The sequence below is a fragment of the Streptomyces sp. NRRL S-31 genome (assembly GCF_000718775.1).
In the GTDB taxonomy this organism is placed as follows: domain Bacteria; phylum Actinomycetota; class Actinomycetes; order Streptomycetales; family Streptomycetaceae; genus Streptomyces.
The window spans coordinates 1-20,347 of sequence record NZ_JOCB01000013.1; the positions used below are offsets into that span (position 1 = coordinate 1).

General features: G+C 75.2%; 11 protein-coding genes. 3 read left to right on the top strand and 8 right to left on the bottom strand.

The window, feature by feature from the left end:
* The coding region (locus tag IF37_RS0107525) for a type I polyketide synthase (RefSeq protein ID WP_037855930.1) at positions 1-4,198 on the top strand (4,198 nt) is incomplete at its 5' end.
* A 166-nt stretch (positions 4,199-4,364) separates the two neighbouring features.
* Here IF37_RS0107525 and IF37_RS0107530 read toward each other — a convergent pair.
* Complete coding sequence (locus tag IF37_RS0107530; protein WP_253915688.1) at positions 4,365-7,118, bottom strand: helix-turn-helix transcriptional regulator; 2,754 nt, start codon at positions 7,116-7,118, stop codon at positions 4,365-4,367.
* Between IF37_RS0107530 and IF37_RS45560 the strand changes: the two genes are divergently transcribed.
* Positions 7,026-7,316, top strand: coding sequence for a hypothetical protein (locus IF37_RS45560; RefSeq protein WP_253915693.1), 291 nt, complete (start codon positions 7,026-7,028; stop codon positions 7,314-7,316). The genes IF37_RS0107530 and IF37_RS45560 overlap by 93 nt on opposite strands.
* 496 nt (positions 7,317-7,812) lie before the next feature.
* Here the strand turns inward: IF37_RS45560 and IF37_RS0107535 are convergent, their stop codons facing one another.
* The 5 genes from IF37_RS0107535 to IF37_RS44370 form a co-directional block, all read right to left on the bottom strand.
* Positions 7,813-8,607 carry an SDR family NAD(P)-dependent oxidoreductase gene (locus tag IF37_RS0107535; protein WP_030738138.1) on the bottom strand — a complete coding sequence of 265 codons (795 nt, stop codon included), beginning with the start codon at positions 8,605-8,607 and terminating at the stop codon, positions 7,813-7,815.
* Positions 8,608-9,062: 455 nt separating this feature from the next.
* Entirely contained in the window at positions 9,063-11,234 is a 2,172-nt protein-coding gene (gene helR, locus IF37_RS0107545; RefSeq protein ID WP_030738144.1) for an RNA polymerase recycling motor ATPase HelR, read from the bottom strand.
* A gap of 281 nt (positions 11,235-11,515) precedes the next feature.
* On the bottom strand, positions 11,516-12,745 hold the full coding sequence (locus IF37_RS0107550) for a glycosyltransferase (protein ID WP_030738147.1): 1,230 nt from the start codon (positions 12,743-12,745) through the stop codon (positions 11,516-11,518).
* Between the two features lie 454 nt (positions 12,746-13,199).
* The gene (locus IF37_RS0107555; RefSeq protein ID WP_253915689.1) at positions 13,200-15,812 is read right to left on the bottom strand and encodes a SpoIIE family protein phosphatase; all 2,613 of its coding nucleotides are present in this window, start codon (positions 15,810-15,812) and stop codon (positions 13,200-13,202) included.
* Positions 15,813-15,995: 183 nt separating this feature from the next.
* Positions 15,996-16,145: a hypothetical protein gene (locus IF37_RS44370; protein ID WP_158727305.1), complete on the bottom strand. Its 150-nt coding sequence runs from the start codon at positions 16,143-16,145 to the stop codon at positions 15,996-15,998.
* A gap of 148 nt (positions 16,146-16,293) precedes the next feature.
* On the opposite strand from IF37_RS44370, the gene IF37_RS0107565 reads away from it, so the two are divergent.
* On the top strand, positions 16,294-17,427 hold the full coding sequence (locus IF37_RS0107565) for a PP2C family protein-serine/threonine phosphatase (RefSeq protein ID WP_253915677.1): 1,134 nt from the start codon (positions 16,294-16,296) through the stop codon (positions 17,425-17,427).
* Between the two features lie 90 nt (positions 17,428-17,517).
* On the opposite strand, the gene IF37_RS0107570 is transcribed toward IF37_RS0107565, so the two are convergent.
* Complete coding sequence (locus IF37_RS0107570) at positions 17,518-18,810, bottom strand: ThuA domain-containing protein (protein ID WP_030738158.1); 1,293 nt, start codon at positions 18,808-18,810, stop codon at positions 17,518-17,520.
* 249 nt (positions 18,811-19,059) lie between these two features.
* The gene (locus IF37_RS0107575) at positions 19,060-20,226 is read right to left on the bottom strand and encodes a glutamate--cysteine ligase (protein ID WP_079165603.1); all 1,167 of its coding nucleotides are present in this window, start codon (positions 20,224-20,226) and stop codon (positions 19,060-19,062) included.
* Positions 20,227-20,347: the final 121 nt, after the last annotated feature.

Genomic DNA, 20,347 nt, shown 5'->3' on the forward strand with positions numbered 1-20,347 from the left:
GACGCTGCACGTGGACCGGCCGTCGTCGAAGGTGGACTGGGAGTCGGGGCGGGTGCGGCTGCTGACGGAGGCGCGGGAGTGGCCGGCGGTGGACCGGCCCCGCCGGGCGGGTGTCTCCTCGTTCGGCATCAGCGGCACCAACGCCCATGTCATCCTCGAACAGGCACCGGCCGAGGAACCCACGACCGACCCGGCACCGGCCCCGCTGCTGCCCATCCTGGTCTCCGGCGCCACCTCCGAGGCACTGGCCGCCCAGGCCGCCCGGCTGCGCGCGGTCGCCGACCGGCCCCTGCCCGACCTCGCCCGCTCCCTGGCCACCGGCCGCGCCGCCCTCGCCCACCGGGCCGCCGTCGTCGCCCGGGACCGGGACGAACTCCTGGCCGGGCTCACCGCGCTGGCCGACGGCACCGCCGCCGACACCGTGGTCCGCGGCCGGCCCGAGGGAGGCAAGGTCGCCGTCCTCTTCACCGGCCAGGGCGCCCAGCGCACGGACATGGGCCGCGGGCTGTACGCCGCCCACCCCGCCTTCCGGCAGGCGCTGGACGAGGTCTGCGCGGCGCTCGACGCCCACCTCGACCGCCCGCTGAAGGACGTCATGTGGGCCGGTCCCGGCACCGGGCGGGCCGGCCTGCTCGACCACACCCTCTACACGCAGAGCGCCCTGTTCGCCGTGGAGACCGCCCTCTACCGGCTGCTGGAGTCGTACGGCGTCCGCCCGGACTGGCTGGCCGGGCACTCCATCGGCGAACTCACCGCCGCGCACGTCGCCGGTGTCCTCGACCTGGCGGACGCGGCCCGGCTGGTCGCCGCCCGCGGCCGGCTGATGCAGGCGCTGCCCGCCGGCGGCGCCATGCTCGCCGTCGACGCCACCGAGGAGGAGGTGCTGCCCCACCTCGGCCCCGAGGTGTCCGTCGCCGCCGTCAACGGCCCCCGCGCCGTCGTCGTCTCCGGCACCGAGGCCGCCGTCCAGGCCGTCGCCGGGGCCTTTCCCGGCCGCCGCACCAAGCGGCTCAGGGTCAGCCACGCCTTCCACTCCCCGCTGATGGACCCGATGCTGGCGGAGTTCGAGCAGACCGCCCGCGCACTGCGCTACGCGCCGCCCGCCCTGCCCGTCGTCTCCAACCTCACCGGAGCGCGCGCGGACGGCGAGGAGCTGTGCGACCCCGCCTACTGGGTCCGGCACGTCCGCGAGGCGGTCCGCTTCGGCGACGGCGTCCGCACGCTGGAGGCCGACGGGGTGCGCACCTTCCTCGAACTCGGCCCCGACGCCGTCCTGTCGGCCATGGGCGCGCACGCCGTCAGCGACGCCGAACGGTCGGCGTTCGTCCCGGCGCTGCGCCGCGACCGCGACGAGGAGCAAACCTTCGCGACCCTGCTCGGCACGGCCCGGGTGCGCGGGGTCCCCGTCGACTGGGAGCAGGTGTTCGCCGGTACCGGCGCCCGCCGTACCGTCCTGCCCACCTACGCCTTCCAGCGGCGGCGGCTGTGGCTGGACGACGAGCCCGGCGCGGTCACCGACGCGGGCGGTCTCGGGCAGGCGCCCGCCGGACACCCGCTGCTCGGCGCCGCCCTGGAACTGGCCGGCGACGACACGGTGGCCCTGACCGGCCGGCTCTCCCTGGCCACCCACCCCTGGCTCGCCGACCACGCCGTGGCGGACGTCGTCCTCGTCCCGGGCAGCGCCTTCGTCGAACTGGCCGTCCAGGCCGGCGACCGCGCGCACTGCCCGCACGTCGAGGAACTCACCCTGGAACGGCCCCTGGCCCTGCCCGCCCGGGGCGCCGTCCACCTTCAGGTGGCGGCCACGGCCCCCGACGCCGACGGACGCCGCCGGCTGACCGTGCACGCCCGCCCGGAGGGCGCCGACGGCACGTGGACCCGGCACGCCACCGGTGTCCTCGCCCCGCGCACCGCACCCGAACCCGCCGCCGCGACCGACTGGCCGCCCGCCGGAGCCGTACCCGTGGACGTCACCGGCACCTACGACCACCTGGCCGCGCAGGGATACCACTACGGCCCGTCGTTCCGCTGCCTGCGCGGCGCGTGGCGGCTCGGCGAGGAGGTCTGCGCCGAACTCGCCCTGCCCGACCCGGCCGCCGCCGACGGGTTCGCCCTGCACCCGGCGCTGCTCGACGCGACGCTGCACGCCATCGACCTGCTCGACGGGCAGGACCCGACCGTGATGACCCTGCCCTTCTCCTGGGAGGGCGTGACCCTGTACGCGACCGGCGCCGGCGCGGTACGGCTGCGTCTGACCCCGCACGGCAGCGACCACATGACCCTGCGCCTCCACGACGGTGCCGGGGCACCCGTCGCCGAGGTGGCCTCGCTGCGCGTCCGCCAGGTGACCGCCGAACAGCTCGGCGCGGCGGCGCCCGCCCCCGGCGACCTGTTCCGGGTGCGGTGGACCGCACTGCCGGTCGCCACCGGCGGCTCCGCGCCCGCGCCGCGCACCCTGACCGTGACCGCGGACCGGGAACCCGGCGCCGCCCTGCCCGCGACGGCCCGCGCCACCGCCGTACGGGCCCTCGGCGTGCTGCGGCGGCACCTCGCTGACGCACCGGACGGGGCGCCGCTGACGGTGCTGACCCGGTCCGCAGTCGCCGTCCACGCCGACGCCGCGCCCGACCCGGCCCAGGCCGTGGTCTGGGGCCTGGTGCGCGCGGCGGCCGTCGAGCACCCCGGCCGGTTCGTCCTCGTCGACACCGACGACGACCCCGCCTCGGCCGCCGCCCTCCCGGCCGCCGTCGCCACCGGCGCACCCGAACTCGCGCTGCGGGCGGGCACGGTGTACGTACCGGAGCTGGCCAGGGTCACCGACCCGGAGCCGGACCCGGTGACGGCCTGGGACCCGGAGGGCACCGTCCTCGTCACGGGCGGCACCGGCGGCCTCGGCCGGCTGCTGGCCCGGCACCTGGTGACCCGGCACGGCGTGCGCCGTCTGCTGCTGGCCGGCCGCGGCGGGCGCCTGCCCGAGGCCGGCGCCCTGGACGACCTGGCCGGGCTGGGCGCCACCGTGACCGTCGCCGCCTGCGACGTCACCGACCGGGACGCGCTCGCCGCCCTGCTGGACTCCGTGCCGGCCGCGCACCCGCTGACCGCCGTGGTGCACGCGGCGGGCGTGCTGGACGACGGCCTCCTCACCGACCTCACCCCCGAGCGGCTGGAAGCCGTCATGCGGCCGAAGACCGACGCCGCCTGGCACCTGCACGAGCTGACCCGCGACCTCGGCCTCGCCCACTTCGTCCTGTTCTCCTCCGCCGCCGGCACCCTGGGCGCGGCGGGCCAGGCCAACTACGCCGCCGGGAACGCCTTCCTGGACGCCCTGGCCGCACGGCGCCGCGCGGACAAGCTGCCCGCCCTCTCGCTGGGCTGGGGCCTGTGGGACACGGGGGAGGGCATGGCCGCCGGGCTCGGCGAGACCGAGCTGCGCCGGCTGGCCCGCGACGGCATCCTGCCGCTGCCCGCCGACCGGGCGCTGGCCCTGTTCGACCGCGCGCTGGCCGCGGACGGCACCCCCGCCGCCGACCGGGCCCTGCTGCTGCCGGTCCGCGTCCAGGTCACCGAGGACGCCCCCGCCCTGGTACGGAGCCTGGCCCCGGCGGCGGTACGCCGCACCGCCCGCGCGGTCACCGAGGAGCTGGCGGACACCGAGCCGCTGCCCCGGCGGCTGGCCGGGCTGGGCGCCGCCGACGCGCTGAGCCTGCTGGTGGAGACGGTGTGCGGCCATGTCGCCGACGTCCTCGGCCATGGCTCCGGCAGCGCCGTCGACCCCCAGCGCCCCCTGGGCGACCTGGGCGTGGACTCGCTGGCCGCCCTGGAACTGCGCAACCGGCTCGGCGCCGACACCGGCCTCAGGCTGTCCACCACCCTCACCTTCGACTACCCGACCTCCGACGCCCTCGCCCGGCACCTGTTCGCGGAGCTGGGCGGCGACACCTCCGGTGACCCCGTCGACATCGAGGCCGAGGTGGTCCGGCTGGAGGAGGTGCTGGGCGGCGCGCTGGACTCCGCCGCGCTGGACGAGGAACAGCGGGCCCGGGTCGCGGCCCGGCTGCGCACCCTCAGCGCGCGGTGGGACGGCACGGGGGAGTGGCGGGAGAGCGGTACCGGGCCGACCGGCGGGGCGGGGCTGGAGACGGCCACGGCCGACGAGCTGTTCGGCATCCTGGACGATGAGCTGGGCAGCTTCAGCTGAGGACCGGAGGTCACCGGCCGACGGGCCCGGGACACCCGCCGGGTGTCCCGGGCCCGTCGGCGTGGACGGCCCGGCGCCGGCCGCGGACGACACGGCGCGGCCCCGCCGGTGACACCGCCGGCGGGGCCGCGCGGGGGCGGGGGGACGGCGGGGCCGCGCGGACCGCTCAGCCCGCGGAGGAATGGGTGTCGGCCCAGCGGTCCGACAGCTTCGGGATGCGGTGCTCCAGCATCTTCGACGGCAGCTCCGAACGGCTGGCCACGTTCAGCTTGCGGTAGACCCGGGTGAGGTGCTGCTCCACGGTGCTGATGGTGACGTGCAGACGGCCGCTGATCTCGCGGTTGGTGTAGCCGAGCGCCGCCAGTCCGGCGACCCGGCACTCGGCGTCGCTGAGGATGGCGGGCTTGCCCTCGGACTCGGCGGCCTCGGGCCGCACCGGGTCCTGGAGCAGGTGCTCGTCGACCGGCGACTCGATGTGGCAGGCCTCGGCCTCCCGCGCCGCCTGCCGGGCCACCAGGCGGGCCCGGGCGTACTCGCCCAGCTCGTAGTGGGCGGCGGACAGGTCGGCGTACGCCTGGGCCAGCGCGTAGCGGTCACCGCAGGTCTTGAGCAGGTCGATCGCCTCGCGCAGCAGCGAGGCCCGGCGGTGCGGCTTGCAGGTCGCGGCCAGCAGGCGCAGCGCCATCGCCCGGGCCCGGGAGGAGTGCCCGCCCGGCAGCCGCAGCTGCTCCTCGGCCCACTCGCGGGCGGTGCGGGCCTTGCCGATCCGCAGGTTGGCCAGGGCCAGGTCGGACCGCCAGGGGATGCCCTTCTGGAGGCTGGGGTTGCCCTCCCGCAGCAGCCGCCCGCACGTCTCGAAGTCGCCCAGTGCCGCGAAGGGCCGGTCGGTGGCGAGGTAGTGGTGGCCGCGGGCGCGCAGGTACTGGATGCCGAACACGGTGCGGAACATGGTCTCCGGCACATCGTGCTTCAGCAGTTCCCCGGCCTCGGCGTAGGAACCCAAGGCGGTGTGCGCGGAGATCGCCGTGGACAACGGCAGACCGATGAGGACCCCCCAGCTCTGCGGGGCCAGCGTGCCGAGCGCGCTGAGCGCGTCCCGCGACGCGGTGGTCACGTCCCCCTGGAGCAGGGCGATCTCCGCCCGGATGGCGCCCAGCAGGGCCTGCCAGGTGGTCGCCCGGCGCTGCACGGCGCACTCCAGCAGCGCGTCACAGGCCTCGGCGGCCAGCACCGGCCGGTCCGCGTGGGCGATGGCCAGCAGGGTCATCGCGACCAGCTCCAGGTTGAGGTGGTCCAGCCGGTGCCCGCCCTGGAGGGCCTGGGCGACGGCCGCCGCGGACTCGTCGGTGGCCTCGCCGCCGAGGAGCGCCGCCACCCGCGCGGCCAGTCCGCCGCCGTTCCCGCGCGTCTGGCGGGGGCGCGGGTCGGCACCGGCGACCTGGGCGGTCCTGCCGGGGAGCGCCACGCCGTAGAACCACTGCCGGACGAACTCCACCTCGGCGACGATCTGGGCGTCGGCGGGGGACTGCGCGTGCACGAGCGTGGCCACGGCCCGGGCGGCCAGCTCGGTGTCGCCCTGCCACAGCAGGTACCGCAGCACGGTGGCGGTGTCCCGCATGCTCAGCTCGCCGTCCAGCGCGGCCTCGCGCAGCGGTTCCAGATGGGGGCCGGCCGCCGCCGGGTTGGTGCGCCACTCCGCGCGGGCCAGGGCCACCGACAGGGCGTGGCGTTCGCGCTCGTCGGCGCAGTCGCGCAGGACGAGTCCGAGGCAGGCGGTGCAGCGCTCCACGTCGTCCGCGGCCAGGGCCTGTTCGGCGGCGGCGCGCAGGACCGCCGCGCCCCAGCGGGCCGGGACGCGGTCCGCCGCGCAGAGGTGACGGGCCACCTCGGCGGCGGGGGCGCCGGAACGATACAGCATGTGGGCGATCCGGTCGTGGAGTTCCGCGCGCGCGGTGGCGTCCATGTCCTCCAGGACGGCCGCGGCGGCGGTCGGATGCCGGAAGGCGTGACCGTCCAGCAGGCCGGAGGAGTTGAGGACCTCGACGGCTTCCTGGGTGCCGGCGGCCGTGGTGCCGGCCAGTTCCCCGACGGGGACGGTCCGGGCCAGCGGGCCGAGCGCGGCCAGGGCCCGGGCCACCCGGACATGGCCCGCGTCGCCGCGGTGCAGCAGCGACAGCACGGCCTGGCGGTAGGCGGCGCCGGCGATGGGCGCGCCGATCTCGGGGCCGAAGCGCGTGCTGTCGTCCAGCAGGGCGTGCACGAGGAGCGGGCTGCCGGCGGTGGCCCGGTGGTAGGCGCCGCGCACGTGGGCCGGCAGCGCCCGTCCGGCCTGGGCGGCGAGCAGGTCACCGACGCTCGCCTCGCACAGCGGCGCCAGCCGTACCCGTCGGTGCGGCTGGCGCAGCAGTTCGGTGTGGGCGGCCGACCGTATCTGGCCGAAGTGCCCGGAGGTGGCGCACACCACGAGCACCCGCCGGGAGCGGCTCCGGTGCAGCAGGTGGACGATCGTCCGCAGCGAGGCCGGGTCCATCGCGTGGGCGTCGTCCAGGGCGATGACCAGGGGACGTTCGTCGGGGGCGAGGTGCAGCAGGGTCTCGGTCGCCGCCTCGGCGGCGGGCGCGGGGGCGGCCTGCGGCGCGGGGCCGAGGGGACGGCGGCCCTCCGCCGGGCGGGGCGACGCCGTGGAGGTCCGATGTGATGACGCGCACTCCGCCTCGGCGTCGCGGAGTAATTGCCCGACCAGGTTCATGGGCCGATCTCGTTCGGCCGCGCTGGCCGTACCGGTCAGTATCCGCGCGTCGGTGCTGTTCAGTGCGGTGAGGAATTCATGCATCAGCTGCGTCTTGCCGGATCCGGGACCACCCGTGATGATCACGAGCCGGCCGTTTCCCCGCGCACTGTCGGTGAACGCCTCAGCCAGGGCCTGAAGTTCTCTTGCGCGGCCGAAAAGGTGCATCGTGAGTCCCCCCATAGATTCTTTTCTCCCAGCCGGATCCCGCACCGCTTTCCGCTGCCGAGGCGGCCTCGCGGGACGGTGCGCAAAGATCTTGCGAAGACGGCGACGCTGTCGCGAAGGCGGCGCGCCGAAGCCGTCCGGTCCCTGGCGGACGGCTTCTGACCGGCGGCGGAGCGCACATGCTTCCGCCGACGTGGTCCCTGCCCGCATTCCGTGAGGGGCGTCGCATCCTCTGGTCTCCCGTTTTCGCCGCGTACCGCGGGTGGGCCCCCATGCGGTCCGCATTGATGTGCCGACGCTTACCGCCGGTACAGCAGCGAGGTGGCCCGAAATCCGTGGACTGAACGGTTTCGGCCAATTGGTGGCCGAATTGCCTCCGGATGTCCACGGCTTTGCTGGTCGAGTTACCGAATTAAAGAACAGATGCTCAATATCAGGTCGAGACGCTATCTGTCCAGGCCAACGTTGTCAACCGTCGTCTCCTGCGGCTACTTGCCTACTGTCCGGACGCTCCATGAAGGCATCCTTTTACAGTCCGTTGATTTACCGCACGGTTAAAGAAAGGAACCGGGCGGGGCCGCACGCGGGATCGGTCACGCGAAGCCGCCCCGCCGCCCGAACGGGCGGCGGGGCGTTCCCGGCCGGGTGCCGCGGCCGGTCAGGGAAGGATCGAGTCGATGTACCCGCCGTCGACGCGCAGGGCTCCACCGGTGGTGGCCGACGCCTGCTCCGAGGCGAGGTATACGGACATGTGGGCGATCTCCTCCGGCTCGATCAACCGCTGGAGCAGGGACTGCGGGCGGTGCTCACGCATGAACGCGCGCTGCGCCTCGTCCCAGGGCAGCTCCCGGTCGACGAGTTCGTACACGAAGTCCTCGACGCCGCCGGTGTGGGTCGGACCCGCGAGGACCGAGTTCACCGTCACCCCCGTGCCCGCTGCCTTCTTGGCGAAGCCGCGGCTCACCGCCAGCAGCGCGGTCTTCGACATCCCGTAGTGGATCATCTCCGCGGGGATGACGACCGCCGAGTCGCTGGCGATGTACTGAACGCGGCCCCAGCCGCGCTCGGTCATGCCCGGCAGGTACTGCCGGGTCAGCCGTACGGCGGCGAGGACGTTCACCTCGAAGTAGCGCCGCCACTCGTCGTCGGTGATCTCCAGCGGGTCGGCGGCGCCGAAGACACCGAGGTTGTTGACGAGGATGTCCACCTCCGGCAGCAGCTCCGCCACCCGGGCCGCGCCCTCCTCGCCGGTCACGTCGGCGGCCACCGGCACCAGCTCCGCCCCGGGCACCTCCCGCGCCAGCTCCGCCACGGCGTCTGCCACCCGCTGCTCGGCACGGCCGTTGATCCCCACGCGGGCCCCGGCGCGGGCGAGCGCCAGGGCGATGGCCGCCCCGATGCCCTGGGTCGAACCGGTGACCAGTGCCGTGCGTCCTGTCAGATCGATGTGCATGAGCGAACGGATTCCCTTCGTGCGCGCCTGATTGCCACGGTCCGCCCAGTGTGACGGCCCGGCTTGCGGATCATGTTAAGGACCCGACCGGGACGGACCGTTCGGCGGGGCGGGACCGAGGGCCGGGGAGGCTCGTCAGCGGCGGTGACGGCCCCACCAGTCCGGTGCCACGCTCAACGCCCGGACGTCCCCCGCCTGGTGGACGTCCCGGACGTCCCCGGTTGGGTGGACGTCCGGGTCACCGGCATGGTGGTCGCCGGCCCCGTACGGATCGGGTTCGTCGACGACGAGGACGCGGACACCCCGTACGGGCGCGTCAGCGGCTCCGGCACTCCGGGGCCGTGGACCAGCCGGTGCACCTGCACACTGATCAAGTCCCGGTCGGACACCCGGCCCGATCCCCCTGCTGGGTTCCCCGGGATCGCCTCATGGCGCGGACGCCCGTCCGGGCGGGGTCAGGGGCTCGTGAGGACGACGAGTCGCCGGGTCGCCCTGGTCATCGCCACATAGCGGTCCACCGCCCCCTCGACGCCCGCGCCGAACCTCTCCGGGTCCACGAGGACGACCAGGTCGAACTCGAGTCCCTTCGACAACTCCGGGGACAGCGACCGGACGCGCGCCGTCGCCCGGAACGATGGATCGCCGATGACACAGGCGGTCCCCTCGGCCTGTTCGGCCTGCCAGGCGTCGAGCACCGAGCGCAGTCGGGCGACGGACCCGTGGACGACCGGGACGCCGGTGGCGCGGACGGACGTCGGTACGTTGGCGTCCGGGAGCACGGCCCGGATGACCGGCTCGGCCTCCGCCATGATCTCCTTGGGCGTCCGGTAGTTGACGCTCAGCGAGGCGAGCTGGATCCGCTCGAACCCGACCCGCGTGAGCCGCTCCCGCCACGACTCCGGGAACCCGTGTCGGGCCTGCGCGCGGTCCCCGACGATGGTGAAGCTGCGGGACGGGCACCGCAGGAGCAGCATCCGCCACTCCGCGTCGGTCAGTTCCTGGGCCTCGTCCACGACGATGTGCGCGAACGGCCCGGCGAGCAGGTCCGGGTCGGCGACGGGCAGTTCGGCCTCGTCCACCAGACTCACCCGGGCGTCCTCGCCGCGCAGCATCGTCACCAGACCCTCGCCGTCGTCACCGTCGGCGCCGGAGGCGTGCGCGGCCTCGATCAGGTTGTCCACGACCTGCGCCATGCGCTCGCGCTGGGCGGCGAGGACGGCGTCGGCCCGGCGCCTGCGCCGCGCCGCCTCCGGATCGCCGAGCCGCTGCCGGGCCGCGTCCAGCAGCGGCAGGTCCGACACCGTCCACGCCCGGGCGTCCGCGCCCTGCAACCGCCGTACGTCGTCGCGGCCGAGCCAGGGGGCGCACATCCGCAGGTAGGCCGGTACCGACCACAGGTCCCCGACGAGGTCGGCCGCCTCCAGCAGCGGCCACGCGCGGTCGAACGCCGTGCGCAGTTCCCGGTTGCCGAGCAGCGCCCTGCGCAGCGCTCCGGGCGGGGCGTCCCCGTCGTGCCTGTCCGCCAGGATCGTGAGCAACTCCTCCAGGACCTGCTCACGGGCCTCGTTGTGCGGGGTCCCGGGCTCCGCCGCGTCGAACGCCGCGGCCCAGTCGTCGGGGCTCAGCCGGACGTCGGACCAGGGGGTGGACACCGTCATCCCCTCGGTGGGCGGCTCCTCGTAGAACCTGACGGCCGTCTCGATCGCCCGCACCATGTCCGCGGACGACTTCAGGCGGGCCGCCTCCGGGTCCGTCTCGGCCACCGCCGCGGCGCCCTCGGCGACGAGGTCCCGCAGTGTGCAGGTCTGCACCCCCTCCTCGCCGAGGCTGGGCAGGACGTCGGCGACGTACGACAGGTACGGCCGGTGCGGACCGACGAACAGCACGCGGCCCCGGCGGTGGCCGAGCCGGGGGTCGGCGTACAGCAGATAGGCGGAGCGGTGCAGGGCGACGACGGTCTTCCCCGTGCCCGGGCCGCCGTCGACCACGAGGGCACCGCGCGAGTCGGCCCGGATGACGGCGTCCTGGTCCGCCTGGATGGTGCCGAGCACGTCCCGCATCCGCGGCGATCGTGCCTCGCCGAGCCCGGCGATGAAGGCGGACTGGTCGTCGAGCGCGGCGTGCCCGGCCAGCCCGTCGGCGGTGAACACCTCGTCCCAGTAGTCGCTGATCCGGCCGTCCGTCCAGCGGTACCTGCGGCGGCTCGCCAGCCCCATCGGACGGGCGTGGGTGGCCCCGAAGAACGGTGCGGCGGCGGGGGACCGCCAGTCGACCAGCAGCCGCCGGCCCGTGCCGTCCGTGAGGCCGAGCCGGCCGACGTACACGGGTCCGGTGCCGTCGGCGCCGACCATGCGCCCGAGGCACAGGTCCAGGCCGTGGCGGCGCAGGGCGCGCAGCCTCGAGGTCAGCCGGTGGATCTCCGCGTCCCGGTCCATGGCCTGCCGGCCGGTGCCGCCGGGCGCCCTGCGCTCGGTGGCGAGGCGGCCGGAGAGTTCGGCGATCGACTGCTCAAGGCACTCCGCGATGGCCGCGAAGTGCTGCTCGTCGTCCGCGATCAGCGCCGGGTCGGCCTTCGCCGAGAGCCGGGCGGGAAGGTCGAAAGCGCTGGTGGTCAGGGGCGTGTTCACGTGAGCGGCTCCCAGGGTGCCGGGTGTGGCTTCGCAGATGTGGTGTTCGGGTTCCGGCCCGGCGGTCCCGGCGGTCCAGCCGGGCACGACCGCGCCGGACCGGGCGTCGGCTCCGGGTCGGAGGGTCGGCGGGTCGGCGGGTCAGGCGGGCACGGCCGCGCCGGGCCGGTGTCGGTTCCGGGACGACGGGCCCGGCAGGTCAGGCAGGGTTGGCAGGTCAGGCGGGCACGGCCGCGCCGCGCCGGGCCGGGCGTCGGTCCCGGCTCGGCGGGCCCGGCCGGTCAGGCCGGTACGGGCCGCGCGTGGTCGCCGTCGAGCAGCAACCGCGCCGCCACCGACGCCCCGTCGCCGCGCACCCGGCCGGCCACGGCGGTGGCCCGTGCGCGGGTTCCGGGGGCCAGGGCCGTCCGGAGAGCGGCCGTCAGGGACTCGGTGGTCGGGGCGGGTCCGTCGTGTGCCACGCCGATGCCCAGCTCGGCCACCCGGCCGGCCCAGTACGGCTGGTCCGCCGCCTGGGCCACCACCACCTGGGGCGCGCCGGCCCGGGCGGCCGTCGTCGTGGTGCCCGCCCCGCCGTGGTGCACGACGGCCGCCACCCGGGCGAACAGCGCCTGCTGGTTGACCTCGCCGACGACGAGGCAGTCGTCCCGCTCGTCGACCGCGGACAGGTCGGCCCAGCCGCGGGCGATGACGGCGCGCCGGCCGTGCGCGCGGACCGCCTCGACGGCGACCCGGGCGATGTCGCCCGCCGCGTGCAGGGGCATGCTGCCGAAACCCACGTACACCGGCGGTGCGCCGGCGTCCAGGAACGCCACCAGGCCGGCCGGCAGCGGGCGCGTGTCGGGCACGATCCAGGCGCCGGTCTGCACGACGTCGAGGTCCGGCGTCGCGCGCCACGGGTCGAGGACCGGGTCGGTCGCCAGCCACGGCCGGTCGCCGATGACGTAGTCGCGGACGTCGTCCACCGGCGGCAGGCCGATGGCCTCCCGGCCGGCGTTCAGCGCGTCCCGGAACAGCGCGTTGACGTTCCGGGCGTCCAGCTCCCACAGCACCCGGTTGTCGGTCACCCCGGGCGGCAGCGGGTGACCGGGGTAGGCCAGCGGACGCCGGTGCGGCGCGGGCAGCGTGAGCTGCTGGAAGGTCACCGACACGGAGCGGATGCCCAGCTTCTCGGCCACCGACAGCGCGCCCGCGGCGGCGGGCAGCGCACCGGTCGCCACCAGCACGTCGCAGCCCTCGGCCGCCTCGGTCACGGGACCGAGCTGACCGGCGATCAGCTCGGCCGCGCGCCGGGACAGGGACGAGGCGGGCGGCGCCGCGGTCGTCAGGGCGCGTGCCGACGGGCCGACCGGCACCAACGGCACGCCGGTCCCGGCCAGTCGCCGTGCGAAGTCCTCGTCGGGCGGCGCGCACACCCGTACGTCGGCGCCGTGCGCGCGCAATCCGGCCGCGAGCCCCACCAGCGGTTCGACGTCCCCGCGGGACCCATACGTCGACAACAGCACACGCACGTGGCAAAACCCCTTTTTCCGCAACTTCCTGGCTTCGGCCGACGATTCTGCGGCACGAAGGGGGCCTTGCCGCAAGCCCCCCGGTGCGCTATAAGTTGAGAGTGGCGAGGAGTGGCTGAACTCCTCGCCTTCGCTTGTGACCGGCCGCCTCCGCTAGGGCCGGCCGCCTCCGCTAGGGCCGGCCGCCTCCGCTAGGGCCGGCCGCCACCCATCGGCACCGGACGACAGCGGGGCCAGCTGGGCGAAGACCAGCGCCACAGCACGGTGAAGAGTCCGCCTCGCACGCCCAGTCCCCGCCCCGGCCCCCGCACGCCCACTGTCCGCCGCCCCCCGGGTCCGGCCGGCGTTGACCGGGTTCGCGTGCGCAGCCCCCGTGTTCGGGCGCACGCGCACGCCGACCCCGTCGCGGGAAAGCTGCCGGAGCAGCACTGCCCACGGCACCCCTCGCACGCCGTCACAGGCCCATGACGTCGAACAGCGCCGAGGGATCCGGTTCCACGGTGCGGTCCAGGGCCTGTTCGGTCCAGATGACCTTCCCCCGCGCCGCGTAGCGGGTCCCCCACATGTCCGCGAACTGGGACACCAGGAACAGACCGCGGCCCCCCTCGTCGGTACTGGCCGCGCGGCGCAGCCGGGGCGAGGTGTTGCTGCCGTCCGACACCTCGCACACCAGGGTGCGGCCGAGCAGCAGCCTGACCCGTACCGGCGGGGCGCCGTAGCGGATCGCGTTGGTGAGCAGCTCGCTGAGGATCAGCTCGGTGGCGAACGCCGTCTCCTCCAGCCCCCAGTCGGCGAGGCGGCCGCTCGCCTCGCCGCGCACCCGCGGCACGGCCGTCACGTCGAACGGCACCTCCCAGGTCGCCACGCACGACGGCTTGAGCAGCCGGGTCCGGGCGACCAGCAGGGCCACGTCGTCACGGGGGCGCTCCGGCAGCATCCGCTCCACGAGGGCGCGGCAGGTCTCCTCCGACGACTGGTCCGCGTGGCCGACGGTCGAGGACAGCATCGTCAGCCCCTCGTCGATGTCCCGGCCGCGGCTCTCGATCAGGCCGTCGGTGAACAGCACCAGGCGGCTGCCCTCGGGCAGCACCAGCTCGCCCGCCTCGAAGGGGTGCCCGCCCACGCCGAGGGGCGGCGACAGCGGGAGGTCCGGAAAGGACACCCGGCCCGCCGGGTCCACCACGGCCGGCGCGAGGTGCCCGGCACGGGAGACGGCGCAGTGCCCGCCGACCGGATCGTAGATGGCGTAGAGGCAGGTGGCGCCGGTGAGCGGGACCCGGTCGTCGTCGGCGGTCGCGCCCTGCGAGTCCAGCCGGGTCACCATCTCGTCCAGGTGCCCGAGCAGCTCGTCCGGGGCGAGGTCCAGCGAGGAGAAGTTCAGCACGGCCGTACGCAGCCGCCCCATGGTCACCGCGGCCTGCATCCCGTGCCCCACGATGTCACCGACGACGAGCGCCACCCGGAACCCGGGCAGGGGGATGACGTCGAACCAGTCGCCGCCCACCCCGGACCGGGCCGGCAGATAGCGCGAGGCGATCTCCAGCACGTCCTGGTCCGGCAGGGCGAGGGGCAGCAGGTTGCGCTGGAGCGTCACGGCCATCGTGTGCTCACGGGAGTACCGGCGCGCGTTGTCGATCGCGACGGCGGCGCGGGCCACCAGCTCCTCGGCCACCGCGACGTCCTCCTCCTCGAACCGCGGGGAATCCGCGCCCCGCCAGAAGTCGGCCATCCCGAGGACCACCCCGCGCGCCCGCAGCGGCACCGTGATCAGCGAATGGATGCCGTAGTCCAGCACCCGCCGCGCCCCCTCGGGGTCCTTCGCCCGCCAGTCCTGGGCGGTGTGCAGGTCCGGCACGAGGACGGCCCTGCCCCGGTGCAGGGCCGCCGCCATCGGGGTGTCGGCCGTCGCGAACCGGATCACCTCGCCCACCGGCTGCAAGGGGTGCCCCTCGCGCGACGCGCGCAGCGCGGTACGGCGCATCCGGCGTACCGCGCTGGTCGGCTCCTCGCCGCGCAGCACGGCGTCCAGCAGTTCCACACTGACGAAGTCGGCCATGCGGGGGACCGCCACCTCGGTCAGCTCCTCGGCCGTGCGCCGCACGTCGAGCGTGGTGCCGATCCGCACACCCGCCTCGTACAGGAACGACAGCCGGCCCCGCGCCAGTTCGGCCTGCCCGGACAGGGCCCGCAGCTCGGTGGTGTCACGGAAGGTGGCCACCAGCCCCTGGCCGCCGCCGTAGGGGGCCGTGGGCCGGATGTTCACCGCCAGCAGCCGGTCCCCGGCCGGCACCACCTCGTCGGACGCGGCCTCGCCCGCCTCCAGCAACCGGGTCGGACCCGGCTCCAGCCCCAGGTCCCGCACGTGCCGCCGGTCGGCGTCCGCGGGCAGGTCCAGCAGCCGGCGCGCCTCGTCGTTGGCGAGCAGGACGCCCCCGTCGCCGCCGACGATGAGCACACCCTCGCGCACCGCGTGCAGCACGGCGTCGTGGTGTTCGTACATCCGGGTCATCTCGGCCGGGCCCAGTCCATGCGTCTGCCGCAGCAGCCGGCGGCTGACCAGGGCCGCGCCGCCGGTCGCCAGGACCAGCGCCCCCGCCGCCGCGCCGAGCAGCAGCGGCAGCTGCCGGTTCAGCACCTGCCCGACGTTGGCGTACTCGATCCCGGCGGTGACGACGCCCACCACGCGCCGGCTCGGGTCCAGCACGGGGACGAGCGCGCGGACGGCGTCGGTCGGCCGGCCGTGGAAGGTCTCGGTGTACGTCTCTCCCGCGACGGCCCGCCCGGCGCCCGGGGACTTCGTGCCGATCAGGGAGGGGTCGGAGTCGGTGAGCCGGGTCCCGTGCCGGTCCAGCACGGTGATGAAGTCGACGCCCGAACCCTTCCGCGCCTGCTCCGCGCCCGGCTGGAGCACGGCCGACGGGTCCGGCGACCGCAGCGCGAGCGCGGTACCGGGGGCATGGGCGAACGCCTCGGCGACGGCCAGGGAACGGTCCTCGGCGCTGCGCTGGGCGTCGTACCGCCCCTGGAACACCAGGGCGGTCGCCCCCACGGCGACCAGCAGCAGCATGATCAGAGCCTGGAACAGGAAGACCTGCGCGGCGAGCGTGCGGACGCTCAGGGACCGCGAGAAGCGGCGCCCGCGCAGCGGCCGGCGCCCCCGGCGACGGGACGGATCGGGTGACCGCCGTGCGTCGGGAGGCGGCGCCGCTCTCGCCCATGACCGGCGGGAACGTCCGCTCATCTCCCTGTTCTAGCACTGCACCTCCGTGACCGGCGACCGCTGCGCCGCCACCGGCGCGAACGTCCGTCGGCGCGGACGGCGCGCGGTCCGCCGGCGCCCGGTGAGGACGGCCTCGTGCGGCTTCGGCCCCAGGACGTCGACGCGCCCGTACCGGAACATGCCGTGGAGTGGAGCAATCCCGGTGTGCCGCGGCCCGGCACACCAGGCTGGGAGGTCTTGTCGAGTTGCCGTGACAGGAGTCCGTGTGCGCAGACCACGCAGGCCGAAGCCCGGTCGTACCGGTCGGGAACCGGAGCAGGGTGCCGGCGTGCGCACCCGGTTCCCGGCGACTCCGGCGTGGATGCGGTGGCTCCCGGTCCTGTACGTCGCGGCGCTCCTGCTGCTGGAGCCGGTGACGCCCGTGCGGTGGCCGGTGAGCTTCGTGCTGATCGCCCTGCCCCTGGTGGCCGCGTTCGCGCACGGACCCCTCGTCGTGGCCGGTGCAACCGTCTTCGCCATCGTGATGGAAGGGGTGCTGGCCGGCACCCCGTGCTGTGCCGGCCGGTCGGTCGGCTACCTCTGGGACCGCCACTACGTGGCCGCCTACATCTGCACCGCGCTGGTGGGCGTCCTCGGCACCATCCTGGCCGCGCACCGCGTCCGCCGCGAACGCACGCTGGCCGACGTGCGCTTCGTGGCCGACATCGCCCAGCGGGTCCTGCTCCGGCCGGTTCCCCACCGGATCGGCGCGCTCCTCCTCGACAGCCTCTACCTGTCGGCCGCCGCGGAGGCACGCATCGGCGGCGACCTCTACGAGGCCGTCCCCACCCGGTACGGCGTCCGGTTGCTCATCGGCGACGTGCGGGGCAAGGGACTGCTCGCGGTGGAGACCGCCGCCGCCCTGCTCGGCGCGTTCCGCGAGGCGGCGCACGACGAGCCCGCCCTGCCCGCCCTGGTCGACCGGGTGGAGACGAGCATGACCCGCAGGGCCGCGCTGCTGGGCGGACACGAGGTGGGCGAACGGTTCGTCACCGCCGTCTTCGTCGAGGTCCCGCTTCAGGACCCGCTGCTGCGCGTGGTCAACTGCGGCCATCCGCCCCCGGTCCGCATCCGCGCGGGCGGGGTGCGCGAACTGGACCGGGGGCGTTCGGCCCCGCCGCTGAACCTCGGCGTGCTCGCCGGGGAGCCGTACCACGTCGACGAGTACTCCTTCCGCCCCGGCGACCGGCTCCTGCTGTACACGGACGGCATCACGGAGACGCGTGACCCGGGCGGGGCGTTCTACCCCCTCCTGGAGCGCCTCGGTTCCTGGCACTCCCTCCCGCCCCGGGGGCTCCTGGAGCGGCTCCACGACGACCTGCTGGCCTACAGCGGCGACCGCCTCCGGGACGACATCGCGGCGCTCGCCGTCTGCCTCCTGGCCGACGAGCCGGCCGTACCGCCGCCCTCGCCCGCCGGGTGAGAACGGCGGGCGACCGCCGTGGGTGACCGCGGTGGGTGACCGCGGTGGCCGGCCTCTCGGGCGCGCCGCGGGCCGGCCGTACCCGCCGGGTCAGGGCTGGGCGGTGAGCTGGAAACTCTGCGCGGGGGAGCCGTCGCAGGACCGCTGGACGAGTTGCACGCCGTCGGTGGCGGCGCCGGCCGCGGTCAGGCACTTCCCGCTGTGCCGGGCGGTCAGGTGGTAGCGTCCGTCGGCCTCCTTCACCGGCAGCCACTGCTGGTTGGTGCCGCCGGAGTAGGACCACAGTTGCAGCGGCGCGTTGTCGGCGGTGGAGCGGTCGACCACGTCGACGACCTGCTGGGGATTGCCGCGGGCGGCGATGCGCCGGTAGCCGTTGTCGGTGGGCCCGAACTGGAACTGCTGTGCCGTGGTGGCGTTGCAGGTGTACTGCTGGACGACGGTCCCGTTGGCCGTGCCGGCCGCGCGGGCGTCGGCACACGTGCCGTTCCCCTGGTTCCGCAGCGTGTACCAGGAGGTCTCGGAGACGCCGTCGGAGGGCGGCTGGGAGGACGACCCCCCGCCCAGCCACTTCAGCCCGTCCAGGAGGAACCGGTTCTGCGTCGCGCTGGCGAACGTGGACGACAACGCCGTGTTGGTGTCGTAGTTCATCGCGTTGTGGCCGAAGTTGGCGTACAGCATCCGGTACTTGGTGTTCGTCCACAGGATCGGGTAGTACCCGCTGTACCAGGTCTGGTCCGGGTCGGTGCCGAGCGGGAAGCTGCTCGGGTCGACGGAGGCCAGGATCCTGATGTCCGGGTTCCGGCGCAGGTCGTTGGACCAGCTGTACCACTCGCTGACGGACGAGGTGAAGGTGGCGGGCAGGTTGCCGGTGGCGGGGTGCGTGCGGTCCTCCACCCGCAGGACCGCCGTGGTCGGTCCCCAGGTGTTCGACTTGAAGTTTCCGCTGCCCAGGAACTGGTCGTGGTACCACGGCCAGCTCTGCGCGTCGGTGGTGAAGGCCGACACGTGGAAGCCCATCCAGGCGCCGCCGGCGCGCATGTACCGCTCGAAGCCGGCCCGTTGCGCAGCCGACTGCGGCAGGTCGTCGAGGAAGAGCACGACCTGGTAGGCGTCGACCCGGCCGTCGGCGAGGAGGTTCCAGTCGTTGCTGGCGGTGTAGGTGAAGCCGTTCGCGGCGGCCTGTTGCGGGAACCACGTGTTGGCCTCGCGCACGAAGCTGATGTGGGCCGCGTCCCAGGTTCCGCTGTACAGCGCCAGCACGCGGAACGGCGTCGCGGCCGCCGCGGCCCGGGCGGGCGGCTGTGCCACCAGGCTCACCAGCGCGGCGAGGAGGACCGCCAGCCACACGGGGACGCGCACGGCACCGCATCTCACCTGTCGCATCGGGGTGTTCCCTTCTTGACCGGGCCCGCGGAGGGCCGGGGTGGGGGAGAAGGAGTTCACGTACGTGACCATCGGGCGCATGTGTGGAAAGGTGCTGGCCCGGAACCTAGAGGTCTGGACCAGAGCCGTCAAGGGGTGGCGCACCGAAGGTCCCCGTGTCCCGTCCCCGTGTCCCTCCCGCCGGTCACGCCGCCGTACGCCGAGGTCGTCGACCACTCGGCCCGGCCGTACGGCGACGTCGTCGACCTGTCAGCCCGGCCGTACGGCGAGGTCGTCGACCACGGCCCCGAGGCGGTCCCCATGGCGCCCGGCGGTACGCCGTTGCCGGTCGGCGCCGGTGCCCCGCCGCTGTACGTCGTCCAGCCAGTCGCCCACCCGCCGGTCGTCGCCGCAGCCGCTGAGCCGCGGCTCGACCCGCTTCCACAGCTCCTCGACCAGCCGGCCGACGGCCGCCGGGGCGCACTCCGGGGTGTGGGTGGCGGGCAGGGTGCCCGACGTCCCGTACCGGGCGGCCTGCCAGCACGCCGCGCGCAGCAGCGGATCGGGGACCTCGGGCGCGGGCTCGCCGGCGCGGACCGCGTCCACGGCGCCCCAGACGAGGGCCCGCACCAGGAGCGCGTAGGCGGTGGCGGCCTCGGCCTCGGGCAGCACGTCGGCGACGCGCACCTCGATGGTGGGCAGGCGCGGTGAGGGCCGGACGTGCCAGTAGATCATCCCCGGGTCCATCGCCGCTCCGGTGGCCACCAGCCGGCCGACGACCCGCTCGTGGTGCGCCGCGTCCCGCAGGTAGGGCGGCGGGCCGGCCGAGGGCCACCGGCTCCAGACCATCGAGCGCCAACTCGCGTAGCCGGTGTCCGTCCCGTCGTCGTACGGGGAGTTGCCGGTGAGGGCCAGCAGCAGGGGCATCCAGCCCCGCAGGTGGTTGACCGCCCGGACGGCCACCTCGCGATCGGCCACGCCCACGTGGACGTGGCAGGAGTTCACCCCCTGGTCGCGCACCAGCGGCCCGAAGTGGTCCGCGAAGGCGCGGTAGCGCGGCTTGTCGGTGAAGGGCGGCGGGCCGGGTCTGCCGAGGACCGGGGTGCCGCTGGGCACCAGCAGACAGCCGTGTTCGGCCGCGGCGGCGGCCGCGCCCCCGCGCAGCCGCGCGATCTCCGCCGCCAGCTCGGCGGCGGTGCGGCACACCCCGCTGACGGTCTCCAGCTGGGCCTGCGAGACCTCCGCCGTGACGTGCGGCGCGCCGAGGCGGGCGAGGGCGGCGCGCACCACGGCGGGGCCGCGGTGCACGGCCGCTCCGCTGTCCCGGTCGGCCAGGACGAACTCCTCCTCCACGCCGAGCGTCGGCGGCGCGGTCACCTCGTCCGGGGACACCGGCGCACCGGCGGCGGGGGCCCCCGCGTCAGACGGTTCCGGCATGCCCGCCCCCTTCGTGGGACACCGGGTACGCGGGTTCCGCGCGGTCCGCGTTCACTCCTGTGACGACCGTCGCGCTCGGGGGCATGGCACTCCTCGTCGGACAGCGGGTGGGAGCATGCTC